This window comes from Vibrio sp. R10-SF1-ISO8, from assembly GCF_059833805.1.
This window is the reverse complement of sequence record NZ_JCBDHL010000012.1, coordinates 22,012-35,220: the sequence shown is the minus strand read 5'-3', so window position 1 is coordinate 35,220 and position 13,209 is coordinate 22,012. Positions and strand designations below refer to the sequence as shown.

Annotated in this window: 10 protein-coding genes; 5 read left to right on the top strand and 5 right to left on the bottom strand. The window is 44.4% G+C overall.

The window, feature by feature from the left end; genetic code table 11:
- Positions 1 to 191 precede the first annotated feature (191 nt).
- The 4 genes from AC6R00_RS09520 to ylqF all read right to left on the bottom strand — a co-directional run bounded on the left by AC6R00_RS09520 (position 192) and on the right by ylqF (position 5,099).
- Entirely contained in the window at positions 192 to 1,163 is a 972-nt protein-coding gene (locus AC6R00_RS09520; protein WP_500640222.1) for a TDT family transporter, read from the bottom strand.
- 117 nt (positions 1,164 to 1,280) lie between these two features.
- Entirely contained in the window at positions 1,281 to 2,681 is a 1,401-nt protein-coding gene (clcA, locus tag AC6R00_RS09515) for a H(+)/Cl(-) exchange transporter ClcA (RefSeq protein WP_500640221.1), read from the bottom strand.
- A gap of 419 nt (positions 2,682 to 3,100) precedes the next feature.
- Complete coding sequence (locus AC6R00_RS09510) at positions 3,101 to 4,081, bottom strand: CobW family GTP-binding protein (protein WP_500640220.1); 981 nt, start codon at positions 4,079 to 4,081, stop codon at positions 3,101 to 3,103.
- A gap of 82 nt (positions 4,082 to 4,163) precedes the next feature.
- The gene (gene ylqF / locus AC6R00_RS09505) at positions 4,164 to 5,099 is read right to left on the bottom strand and encodes a ribosome biogenesis GTPase YlqF (RefSeq protein ID WP_500640219.1); all 936 of its coding nucleotides are present in this window, start codon (positions 5,097 to 5,099) and stop codon (positions 4,164 to 4,166) included.
- A 99-nt stretch (positions 5,100 to 5,198) separates the two neighbouring features.
- Between ylqF and AC6R00_RS09500 the strand changes: the two genes are divergently transcribed.
- Positions 5,199 to 5,468, top strand: a complete 270-nt coding sequence (locus AC6R00_RS09500) for a hypothetical protein (RefSeq protein ID WP_500640218.1) — start codon at positions 5,199 to 5,201, stop codon at positions 5,466 to 5,468.
- A gap of 51 nt (positions 5,469 to 5,519) precedes the next feature.
- Here the strand turns inward: AC6R00_RS09500 and AC6R00_RS09495 are convergent, their stop codons facing one another.
- On the bottom strand, positions 5,520 to 7,040 hold the full coding sequence (locus AC6R00_RS09495; protein WP_500640217.1) for a sensor domain-containing diguanylate cyclase: 1,521 nt from the start codon (positions 7,038 to 7,040) through the stop codon (positions 5,520 to 5,522).
- A 485-nt stretch (positions 7,041 to 7,525) separates the two neighbouring features.
- Between AC6R00_RS09495 and AC6R00_RS09490 the strand changes: the two genes are divergently transcribed.
- From AC6R00_RS09490 to AC6R00_RS09475, 4 genes are all read left to right on the top strand, one after another.
- Complete coding sequence (locus AC6R00_RS09490; RefSeq protein ID WP_500640216.1) at positions 7,526 to 9,088, top strand: methyl-accepting chemotaxis protein; 1,563 nt, start codon at positions 7,526 to 7,528, stop codon at positions 9,086 to 9,088.
- A 160-nt stretch (positions 9,089 to 9,248) separates the two neighbouring features.
- On the top strand, positions 9,249 to 11,069 hold the full coding sequence (locus AC6R00_RS09485) for an extracellular solute-binding protein (protein WP_500640215.1): 1,821 nt from the start codon (positions 9,249 to 9,251) through the stop codon (positions 11,067 to 11,069).
- A gap of 11 nt (positions 11,070 to 11,080) precedes the next feature.
- Entirely contained in the window at positions 11,081 to 12,169 is a 1,089-nt protein-coding gene (locus tag AC6R00_RS09480) for a microcin C ABC transporter permease YejB (protein ID WP_171383677.1), read from the top strand.
- Positions 12,169 to 13,209, top strand: coding sequence for an ABC transporter permease (locus AC6R00_RS09475; RefSeq protein ID WP_500640214.1), 1,041 nt, complete (start codon positions 12,169 to 12,171; stop codon positions 13,207 to 13,209). Before AC6R00_RS09480 ends, AC6R00_RS09475 begins: the two co-directional genes overlap by 1 nt.

Here is a 13,209-nt window from a genome sequence, read left to right as displayed (position 1 = left end):
TTTGTTGTAAGCGCCAGCTGACTTAGCTATGTATAAATTCAGTTGAATAATAAATCTAATATAAAATGTGATTTTCTTGCACATACCAACAGATATAATTATAATCAATGGTATATTAACTAAGAATAATTACCCTGAAGGGGAAGTGTCTAAATATAATAAATAGTTAATTTGTTTTTTCCACGATTTAATTATTGCGAATTCACTTTTATCTCCGAGGTAAAGACCTCCGGCCAATACATTTTTAAATATCCTGCAGCGACCCAAGCGACGAGACCTGTTGCGACCGACAACTCAATCAACCCAAAGTTATGTAACCAGTGCCAATGTGGGTGATTGTCTGCAAAAAAAGACGTAAGTCGATGCATCGCAATGGCACTGATGACTGATGGAAAAGTTACCGCGGCGATTGATGGTTGAAACTTCAGCCTCATGAGCCTTATATAACAAAGGTAAATGAGCAGTGTCATGGTGATTGCGATACCTGCAAGGGCACCAGTTAAGATAGGATCGGGCTGTTCAAAGTTAACCAAATAGGTCGCTAACGTGAGGTTAATAGGGGCTGCCATGATCGCGAGTGTTGGCTTCGCCCTTTTAGGCAACATTCCCTCAAATACTAGTCTATATAGCACCAGTGGTAGCATAAAGAAGTAAATAGTTATGCATATGCTTACTAAGGTTTCTGAGAACACTGTGTGACCAAATTGCGTACCTGCAAGAGAGCTACTAATTACTCCAACTGGATAAAGAAACCAACTTGGTACAATGTTACACATCTTGAAGTTCTTCAACTGAAATGAGAAGAACAAACTCATCATGGTAAGATGTAAAAGTAAGGCAGCGAACCACAATGGATAGGCGATGATAGGCGATATAATGGCAAGGTAATCGCATAAAATCAGAAGCGCCATGCTCATTGGTGCCATTAGGCTTCCGCTGAGGGGGTGTCGGATGTCATTTATAAACGTGCTGTAGCTTGTTAGATATTTAACTAACACGGGGAAAAGCAGAATTGCACCTAAACCAGCCAGGTAAGGTCTAATGACTTCTCCGACTTCTGGGACATAGAGTGCCCATGCATGACCAAGCCCAATGACACCTAATGCTAATGAGGCCTGTGAAGGCGGGACACTCTGGAATTGAGTAAAGCGTCTCCAGTTCAACGACGTTTTCCTTATACGGCTTACGGCAACCCTTTAGCTGGGAATATGCCGATATCTTTTAATGATGCGGGGTTAATTGCCGCGATCATAGCAAGCCAAACGGTTGCGACGCAAATCTCATTCAGTGTCTGATGGGAGATCTTTCTGTCTCAACTTCTCATTTTTTAGGGTTCGATGAAGCAGTTGGCTATAAATTGGCTGCCCGCCGAGCAGTTGAGCGAAAATAACCGCACCTAAACTCGTGATAATGAGTGGCAAGATTAGATAGTAGTTATTGGTCATTTCTATAACCAATAAGATTCCGGTGATCGGTGCACGAACGGTTGCGGCAAACAGTGCGCCCATACCAGCAATAGCAAACATGCCCGGAGTAATATTAAGATCCGGTAAAAGGCCCTGTGCAATTAAGCCGAATGCATAACCAAACAAAGTGCCTAAAGCCAGCATAGGGGCAAAGATGCCACCCGGAGCGCCAGATCCAAAACAGATAAGCGTGGTAGCAATACGTGCTACAAACAATAGCAGGAGTATTTGCGCGCTATAGCCCCCATTGGTGATGGTTGGAATAAGACCAATCCCGCCACCTGTTACCGAAGGGAAATAGAGCAACATGATTCCAAAGCAACCGCCGATTAAAGATCCGGTAACCAAGTAACGTTTTCTGTCGTTGCGATGCAGCTTTACAAACAGGTCTTGAGATAGAGTGACGAGCTGGTTGAATACTACACCGAATATTCCAAATAACGCACCTAGCAATAAGAACAGCCATAAGGTAGGCAGTTCCGGAGCTTCATACTGCGGCATGGTAATCACCGCATGCTGACCATTTATGTATCTAAAAACAATATTGGCGGATATGGCTGAAATGATCACTGCACGTATAGAGATCAAAGAGTATCGAAATTGAGGGCGCATCTCTTCGACAACAAACATGATCCCGGCAAGTGGGGCATTAAATGCCGCAGCTAAGCCACCTGCCGCACCTGAAGCTAGCAGTGAATGGCGAGTATCATCGTCTTTGACCTTGAAGATATCTGTGACCATTCGCCCGATTGCGCCACCCATTTGTACTGTTGGCCCCTCGCGGCCCAGTACCATACCCGAACCAAGCGCACCCATACCGCCAAAGAACTTAACAGGAATAACGCGCCACCAACGCACAGGGCGGATTCCATCCATTGCTCCTTCTATCTCTGGTATGCCAGAACCAGCGGCTTCTGGAGCAAAGCGATGAACGAGGTAGTAGCCAATGAAAGCGAGCGCTGCACTAATCAGAAATGCCGCTAACCAAAGAGGTAACACTCCGCCAATTTCGTTTTTTAGCCAATCCGTGCGAGTTTCAGAAACAAAATGAACTGCGATTTCAAAATAGGTTCCGACGAGTCCGGCTAGAATGCCAACCACCAAAGAAAGCGCTAAGACCGAAATAGGCGTTTTATCCTTTGAGAGAAACTGATTTACCGCATCCTTGGGTACTTTGGCGAGTAAGGACTGCTTAAATTTTTCTCTCTTGGTCATGAAAGTGGGGCTCCTGTTGAGTCGGAATATCGATAGGTGTCGCGAGAATTATACCTCTGAGAAATGCTAACTATAGCAATAAGAATGGAATATTGATTTTCAAATTTGAGATGGTGGGCTGGGATGAGATTTCGTGAGGGTAATTACTGGATGAAAATCACAATATCAGCACAAGCTATGGGGTGATGACCTTGCATAATCACTGATTTGAACCATAGTTAAGAGGTAAGGCAATTTGAATCGACCCGCATGGAGGAAATGTCGCCTTACCTACAATTTGGATGGATTCAACCGTAAAATTGAAAGCCTCGTTTTTTATCAGGTCGCAACATAATGACCTCCTGATTCGCAAACTCACGATTGAGTAACGAGGGATAGGGCGCACTTAATGGTGCGCCTCTTGTCGTTTAGTGGGGGAGTTATTCTTCGAGGTTGGAGATTTGTTTTAAAACATCTTCCAGTTGGTCCCAAGGCAGTAGTTGGTTGTCGATCACTTCTAAACGGCTCTCAAACCCTTCTAGAGACATTTCATTGACCGACACAACGCCATTGCTAACATTGAAAGCGAAGCAACCATTTGTGGTGTTTAACACCCCTTTAACCCGTTCCGCGGTGAGATCTGATAGAACGGAAAATAGTTCGTCAAAGTTGAAAACCACTTCTGCACCAAAGATCCAACCACAGCTAAAGTAACCTTGGCCTTTGTTTTCTTTACGTACGTAGGTTTGATCGGGCGCTAAGGCGAACTGAGGTTCTAACTCGGCGTGCTCATGGTGATGTGCAGCGACTTCTGTAGATACTGAATGGTCACGGCGGGGAGAATCTAATAGCTCGATAGGAAAGTTGCCCTGTTTGACTAACTGGCTGAACACCTTTGGTGGCGTTTGATCGGTTACCCAGTCATTGAACGCATCAATATCACTGACATGACACTGATCGACTTTGTTGCCGATGACAATATCAGATATCTCTAGTTGGTCAGTGAAGTTTTGATTTTGTAAGTACTTCTCTTTACTTAGGTTTCTTGGGTCTACCAGACCAATCGTCGCTCTTAAATCTATGTAATCTGAGAACTGACTAGAGGTTAGCGTAGCCAATACTTTATGCGCATGCCCTAAGCCTGTTGGTTCAACAATCAGTCTGTCTGGCTTGGTTCTTAAAAGCGCCGTAATCGCAACAGACATAGGGACACCCGCTGCGCAGCACATACAACCGCCAGGCACTTCTTTAATTAGAGCGCCCTGATCGGTCAGCATGGCACCGTCTATGCCAATTTCGCCAAACTCGTTCACTAGCACTGCCCAACGCTCACCTTCAGGCTTCTCTTTTAGAAGGTTAAGAATAGCGGTCGTTTTACCTGTACCTAGGAATCCAGTGATGATATTAGTTGGTATGCTCATCAGAAATACTCTCTTGTTCTTTTTGTTACACTATAACAATAGGGCACAAAAAAGGGCAGTGTAATCACTGCCCTTCGCAAAATTAGCGTTTGTTTTTAAGATAACGTTTACGACGTTCTTCTTTCTTCTTCGCTTTTTCTTCTGCTTTACGCGCTGCTTCTAACTCGACTTCGATAAGCTCTTGAGTAATCATCTCAGGCAGCTCAAGCGTTATTTGTCCAAGTGTTCCGTTACGTAACTCGTGGAGCAGAATTTCCGAACATTTGTGTAAATCTACTCGGCCACCTGAACGCAATGCACCGCGTCTTCGACCAATCTCTTCCATTAGTTCGATATCACTTTCCGGCAGCTCTTCAATCTCATAACGTTCTTGTAAGCGCTGTGGGTAAGCTTTTGCTAGGTACTCAACCGTATAGAAAGCGACTTCATCGTATTCCATTGCGGTATCTTTTACTGCGCCAGTGGCAGCAAGGCGGAATCCACTGTGCGGGTTTTCAACTTTTGGCCACAGAATTCCCGGTGTGTCAGAAAGCACGATACCATTTTGGAGGTTGATGCGTTGCTGACGACGCGTTACCGCAGGTTGGTTACCAGTGACAGCAATAGTACGACCAGCCAGTGAGTTGATAATGGTCGATTTCCCTACATTCGGGATACCCATAATCATGGTGCGAATGTTTTTGCCAATCTCTTCGCGATGCGGCGCAAGTTTACGAACCAACTCCATGATCTTCTGCACTTCTTGTGGCTGAGATGTGGTAATCGCAATCGCTTTTACGTTGTGCTCTTTCTCAAAATGGTCAATCCAAAGTTGAGTCAATTCAGGATCGGCAAGATCGCGTTTATTAAGCACTTTTACAACCGGCTTATCACCCTTTAACTCGGCAATCATAGGGTTTTCACTACTAAAAGGGATGCGAGCGTCAAGCACCTCAATAATCACATCGATTTGAGGGATCGCTTCAGCAATCTCTTTTTGAGCCTTGTGCATATGGCCCGGAAACCATTGGATAGACATAGAACTAACCTTGAAATTCAAACTTGGCACAATTGTAAGGGGAATTGAGGGAGAGTAAAGTGTTCATATGGTCTGGATGAGCAGATTATTGAAAAATCAATGCCAATCATCAAACAGAAAGACCGTTCCAATGATAGCTTAATTGCAAAATCATTAGTGGAAATGTTCAATTACTATTTTGAAGTACCAGACTTTGCAATGCGCGATGAAGTGTTCTTTATTTGGGTTGAGCTTGTCGACACGGTGTTTACCGTATCGCAGATGAAACACGGTGACATTACGGCTGAATATGCGGATGAAGCGAAACGCGTTGCCAAGGCTTACTCGGGCACTTATCTTGATGTCTCCCTTCCTTTGAAGAAAGCGTAGTAATTTGGACTCACACTCGTTATGTCGGGTGTCTAGCCCCGTGACATAGTTTTACACGTAGACGTGAAAACCATTGCGGCCATTGTTTTTCGCCTCGTATAGCGCTTGATCCGCTTGCTGGAACCAGTGTGTTAGTTGGTTATATGAGGTTAATTGCCCGGATGTGGCTCCCACGCTAATTGTAAGAACGTTACTTGTAGAAGAGTGTTCGTGTTTTAGTTTTAACTCCCTGACTTGAACGACAAGTTGGTCCAAATAGTCGTTGATTTCAAGTGGGTGATCTCCTGCTAGCAGGATACAAAACTCTTCGCCGCCGTATCGTGAAACGAGCTTCTCATACGATGTATCAACGGATTGGAGGGCTTTGGCTACCTTGCGCAAAGCTGCGTCACCTTCAAGATGCCCATAGTTGTCATTGAATAGCTTAAAATGGTCAACGTCAATTAACACAACAGCAATGTATTTATACTTGAGGTTTTCAATCAAGTTATGAGCGGTTTCATACAAGGACCTTCTATTGGCTATTTGAGTGAGTGCGTCAATTGTTGACTGCTCTTTTAAGATAGCGCGCTTATCTTCGAGCTCTGTAATTAAATCATTGATTTGGCGGGCGAAGCTACGCATCTCTTTCGAAATAAAAGTATCCTCACTTGGCAGGCGATCTCCTGATTTTTGGAACTGCTTTAGATACTGCTGCGCGGCTTTTAACGGTTTGATTAAATTAGTAACAACGTACAAGTTCACTATAAAGGTGATCAAAGCAAATAGAGACAACGCAGCTATTTCCGCTGAAGGAAGGAATTCTGGCAGGGTTTCATTGTGCGAGACGTGAATCGCAATTTTCACTTCATCGTCGATCAGAGCATCTCGGTACAGCACTGTATTGTTTAGGCCGACATCTGTCACTGAACTGAGAGCTGGGTATATACGAATACCTACTCCCGTTGAGGCTTCAATATCTTTAATGAATTGGTCTCTAATTTTTCGAATAAATAGCAAATAGCCATGTTGGCATTCTTGGCCGTCACTTAGACAGATTCGAGAAGAGGCAACCATAAATACTGAGCCATCAAAAGTTGCATAATCTAGGAATGACTCGATGGTGTTTTGTGACGCGTCAAATGCACGTGATAAAACTTTATTCACTACCGCGTGATCCTCGAGCGCAATAAATTCCATAGCCACAACACTTTCACCATCGTATGCACCACTCCAAACCGTGTTTCCTTGAGGGTCAAATATTACGATGGCATCGATATGTTTTGAGGCGAAAGCGTGAGCACCGATACTATCTGCTATAAATATGGGCTCTGGGTTGTCTACATATCGGGCCATTGAAGTCCACGCCGCGTAGTCCTCTACCGAAGCACGAATCTCTAACTCTTCCATTCTAAGCACGGTGTTTACACGTTCTAATTCAAACTGCTGCCGGTTTTTAGATTGCTCTAGCGCTTGGCCGTGGCTCCAAAACAATTTAAAAGACAGGTAGAAAAACAGAAATAGAACAGCCGCGATCATTGACACAAAGATGGTGATCTGACGAATGCTTAAATGTTTAAAGTTATATAACAATGATGGCTCACCTGTATTGCTGATGATGTTTTCTTATTTGCTCTAATGCGTAAGTTAAGTGTAGAGGGGTTACTGGAAAGCAGAGAGTAAATCGCTGAGAAAGATCTATTAATCGGTGCTTCTTAGCAAAATACCACTAACCATCAAGCGCGTGTCCAATGGGGGGGGGACTAAATCTACAAATTAGCGCTATTCTCTTTTAAAGTGAGTTACTTATCAATAGTGGTTTTAATCCTATATGAGGGCTGAATAACACCAATTGTTGCAATGCTAGGTACGAGCTGAATTAGTTTTTTTACTGGGTAGGTCTTTTATATTGATACAAATCTAAATGTAGGTTTCTGTACTTTTACGTGCGCCAAAATGTCCGGTTAATCTAGTGAATTACTTCAAAATTTTAAAATTGAGTTAAATTAATATTTTGTCATAATTTGATTAATTGTTTATATTCGCGAGCAACATAAATACTACAAAAGTACTAGGAAATGTCAGCCCAATCATCTTCCGCACGTGAAACGCTATTAGAAAGCCAAGAACAACTTGTCTCCACGACCGACCTCAAAGGCGTGATTACCTACAGTAATGAGGCGTTTGCTCGTGTTGCTGAATACTCTCAACAAGAATTGCTAGGTCAACACCATAATATCGTTAGACACGATGATATGCCGAAAGCAGCTTTTGCAGACATGTGGCGAAATCTGAAGCAGGGTAAAGCGTGGCGTGGGATTGTTAAAAATAGAACCAAGTCTAATGGTTATTACTGGGTCGATGCATACGTAACGCCGATTTATCAAGATAACCAAATGGTGGGTTATCAGTCGGTTCGCGTCAAGCCTAAGCGAGAGTGGGTTGATATTGCGGACAAAGCCTACAAGGGGCTTTTGAATGCTGAAAAATCTGGCAGATCATGGTCACTTAAGATCAGTGACACCGTTCGTTATGCGGTGCTTCTTGGTGCTCTGGGTGCACCACTAGCCTCAAGCGTGATTGGCTTGCAGGGAGTGCCGAGTATTCTATTGAGTTTGGCACCAGTTGCGGTGATTTTGGCGCTATTTAGACAAGAACTCATTGATACGCCGAAACAACTTGGCAAGCTTCAATCTGAATACGACAGTGTCAGCCGTTTAATTTTTTCGGGCAGCAAAAAGTTTTCTGTCGCTGATTTCCACCTCAAGCTGTCGTCTGCGCGAATCCGCACAGTACTTGGGCGAATGAGTGACTCGGCAAAACCATTGCAAGATCTCGCAGACAATTTAAGCGCGACTTCCTATCAAGTGACTGAAGCTCTTGACCAACAGACCAAGGACATTCTGCAAGTTCGAGAAGCGACTGAAGAAGTAGAACTGACTGCGAATGAAGTTTCATCGAGCACACAAGATGCTCACCAGATTGTTGATGTCACTTTGAAAACCTGTGCTGGTGCAAAAGAGAGTATCAATCAAACGCACCAGAACCTCACTAATTTAAGTGTACAGGCGGAGAAGGCGACACAGACGACGTACCAACTGAGCGAGCAAGCTCAAAACGTCAGTAAAATGATGGAAGAAATCGGTGGAATTGCCGAGCAAACCAATCTTTTGGCCCTCAATGCTGCCATTGAAGCGGCGCGAGCAGGAGAGCAAGGACGTGGCTTTGCGGTGGTTGCTGACGAGGTTCGCGCACTTTCGGGGCGCACATCCAATGCGACTGTTCAAATTAAAGACAGCATTGAAGCCATGTTAGGCACTATTGAAAGTTGGCAGGGCGATATACTTGCCAACCAAGAGCAGACCAACGCTTGTAGCGATGTGGCGAGTGTGAGTGCTGAGAGGTTGTCTGAGGTCGAAGAGCTCATGACATCGATGAATAACTTAATGCAGTCGGTTGAAAGCTCTGCGATTAAACAGCGTGAACTGTCGAGCGAAGTGAATTTACATATTCAATCAATCGCCTCAACTTCAGAGCAAAATCTCGCGGCAACTCGTGCTGTAAAAGAACACTCTAATGAGCTGAAAGAGCAAGTGGATGAGTTCCATCAGCTGGCTAAACGTTTTGAAGAGAAATCATAATTCGCTCTGATTGTAATAGCCCTCGAACTTAGCGAGGGCTATTTTTTTGCTTCACAGAAAGAACTTTCCCTACCTATACTTATCCAAGTAGTTGAATTATTAATACTAATTAATACTATAGTTATTAGATTAACTTGTATGACCATGGAAGGAAGAGCATATGAAGATGCTGTCTCGCTTAGTGCTTAGTGGATTGATTGCCACAAGTACAAGCTTTGGGGCTTATGCCGATGTGATTGAAACGACGACTCTGGTTGGATTTGGCAAAGCAAAATACCCAGAAAATTTTGCTCACTTCGATTACGTCAATCCGGAAGCGCCTAAGTACGGCAAAGTGACATATGGTCAGATGGGGACTTACGATAACTTTAACCGATATGCTTCGCGCGGAGTAGCAGCAGCAGGAAGCGGTCAGCTGTACGATACGCTTATGTATTCTCCAAGTGATGAGATTGACGCCTACTATCCGCTGATTGCAAGTAAGGCGCGCTATTCTGATGATTTTATGTGGTTAGAGCTCGACATTAACCCGAAGGCACGTTTCCAAGATGGGAAGCCAATTACCGCCCATGATGTTGCTTTTACCTTCCAGAAGTTTATGACTGAAGGTGTGCCTCAATATCGTTCATATTACAAAGCCATTAAGTCTGTCACTGCCAAGTCTGACCTCGTCGTTCGTATAGAGATGTCTGAACCAGACAGAGAGAAACTGTTTAGCTTCGCTCAGTCTACTCGTGTACTTCCTAAGCACTTCTGGCAAGACAAGAAGTTTTCTGAACCCCTCAATGAACCACCAGTTGGCAGCAGTGCGTATAAGGTTACCGACTACAAACCGGGGCAGAGCGTGACTTATACATTAGACAAAGACTATTGGGCCAAAGATCTTCCGGTGAACGTGGGTCGTAATAACTTTGAACAGGTTCAGTACGATTATTATCGCGATGACACTGTCATGCTAGAGGCCTTTAAAGCGGGCGAGTTTGATATCCGTATTGAGAGTGAACCGAAATTCTGGGAAAACTCATACACAGGCTCGAACTTTGATAAGGGTTACATCAAAAAAGAAGTGATCCCTCATTCGCAGCCTCAGCAAGCTAATGGTTTTGTGTTCAATATTCAAACCGAGGTATTTAAAGATCCTAAGGTACGAGAAGCCATTACCTACGCACTCGATTTTGAATGGATGAATAAAAATCTTTTCTACAATGAAAATAGCCGTACACGCAGTTACTTCCAGAACACAGACTATGCGTCAGTGGGTTTGCCTTCAGACGCTGAAAAAGCAGTCCTTGAGCCTATTAAGGATAAAATTCCTCCGCGTGTTTACACCGAAGAGTACCAACCGCCTAAAACCGATGGCTCAGGTCGTATTCGTAGCCAAATGCGCACAGCGTTTAAGCTGTTTAAAGAGGCGGGATGGGAATTGAAAAACAAAGTCATGACCAACACCAAAACCGGTGAAGCGATGAGCTTTGAGTTACTTATCTTCAATCCGAACGTAGAAACTTACGCGATCCCGTTTCAGAAGAACCTCAAGTTAATGGGGATTGATATGAAGCTTCGCACTGTGGATCGTACCCAATACATCAAGCGCCTACGTGATCGCGATTTTGATATGGTCTCTTCTCGATACTTTGCTAACGCTTATCCTAGCTCTAGCCTAATGATTGTCTGGAACTCTAAGTTCATTGACTCGACCTACAACACTGCGGGCGTCATTGACCCTGCAGTCGATTACCTAACTCAAGAGATTGCCGATAATCAGCAGAACCCTGAGAAGTTACTCGCGTTAGGGCGTGCATTCGACAGGGTGCTTCAGTGGAACTTCTATATGGTTCCTCAATGGCATTACAGTAACTACCGCGTCGCGACATGGGATAAGTTTGAGCGACCAGATATTCGACCAGAGTATGACTTAGGTGTCGATACTTGGTGGGTGTCTAAAGAGAAAGCTGCCAAGCTTCCAGAAAAACGACGTTAATCGAGGCATTGATGGCTGCATATATTTTTCGACGACTGCTGTTAGTCATACCCACATTGTGGGCGATTATCACTATTAACTTCTTCATTATTCAGGTGGCCCCGGGCGGTCCAGTTGAACAAGCCATTGCGCAAATGGAGGGGTTAGAGTCTGGCTTGATGAGCCGTTTCACTGGGGGAGGCAACTCAGCGGACACCGCTGTGGTAGAGGAAGCGTCTTCAACAGGTTATAAGGGCTCACGAGGCTTAGACCCAGAAGTTGTCGAAGAAATTAAAAAGCAGTTTGGCTTTGATAAACCTATCCATGAACGCTATTTCGACATGTTGAAAAACTATGTGACTTTCAATTTCGGTGATAGCTTATTCAAGGGTGGTAGCGTCATCGATCTTATTGTTGAAAGGTTACCTGTCTCCATCTCCCTAGGTTTATGGAGCACATTAATCATCTATCTGATTTCAATACCCCTTGGGATTTTGAAAGCGATTCACCATGGCAGTCGATTTGATATTTGGTCTAGTGCGGTCGTCATCGTGGGTTATGCGATTCCAGGTTTCTTGTTTGCCATCATCCTGATTATTGTGTTTGCCAGTGGTAACTACTTTAGTTGGTTCCCGCTGCGTGGCTTGGTTTCAAGTAATTTTGAACAGCTCAATTGGTATCAACAAATTATCGACTACTTCTGGCATTTAACCTTGCCGATCCTTGCCATGGTGATTGGCGGCTTTGCGACATTAAGTATGCTGACGAAAAACTCCTTCCTTGATGAGATCAACAAGCAGTACGTTGTTACCGCGCGAGCAAAAGGACTTGATGAACGAGACATTCTCTATAAACACGTTTTCCGCAATGCCATGTTGATTATTATTGCAGGCTTTCCAGCGGCGTTTATCAGCATCTTTTTCACTGGCTCAATGCTAATTGAAGTCATGTTCTCCCTTGAGGGGATCGGCCTGCTCGGCTTTGAGTCAACCATACAGCGCGACTATCCTGTCGTGTTCAGCTCACTTTATATCATGACGCTTCTCGGCCTGATCTTGAGCATAATTTCAGACCTCACCTATACCTGGGTGGATCCACGAATTGATTTTGAGGCGCGTTAATGTTGTTGAAAAAGAAGCGAACTAATCCTCTTAATGAAGCGCGCTGGCTCAGGTTTAAAGCCAACAAGCGTGGCTTTTGGTCAATGTGGATTTTTGGGTTGTTGTTCATCGTTAGCTTGTTCGCTGAGTTGATTGCCAATGACAAGCCGTTGCTGGTGGAGTTTGATAGCCAGTGGTATTTCCCGATTGCGACCCAGTACGCTGAAACTGAGTTTGGCGGTGAGTTTGAAACCGAGGCTGACTATACGGATCCTTATGTGATCGAATTAATCGAAGAAAAGGGTTACATCGTTTGGCCATTAATTCGATTTAGTTACGATACTATCAACTTTAATATTGGCGGCGCTGTACCTTCGCCTCCGGACAATATCAATTGGTTAGGGACTGATGACAAAGGCCGAGACGTATTGGCTCGGGTCATTTACGGCTTTCGTATTTCGGTCTTGTTTGGCTTTGTTTTAACCATAGTTTCGAGTGCCATTGGTGTGGCAGTCGGCGCAACACAAGGTTATTACGGTGGCTGGTTAGATTTATTTGGTCAGCGTTTTATCGAAGTGTGGTCGGGTATGCCGACACTGTTCTTGCTCATCATATTATCCAGTTTTGTCGAGCCCAATTTCTGGTGGCTACTCGGGATTATGGTGGCATTTAGCTGGATGAGTTTAGTCGGGATAGTGCGCGCTGAGTTCTTACGCTGTCGTAACTTTGATTATGTTCGTGCCGCGCAGGCGATGGGTGTGGCCGATAAGCGAATTATGCTGCGTCACATGTTGCCCAATGCTATGGTTGCGTCTCTGACTATGATGCCTTTTATCCTTTCAGGTTCGGTAACAACGCTAACCTCCCTAGACTTCTTAGGTTTTGGTTTACCCGCGGGCTCGCCTTCATTGGGTGAGTTACTCGCGCAAGGTAAAGCCAACTTACAAGCGCCATGGCTTGGTTTTTCAGCATTCCTTGTTCTCTCCGTGATGCTAACTTTGCTGGTGTTTATCGGCGAAGCAGTCCGTGATGCCTTTGACCCTCACCATCAAGGAAGATAG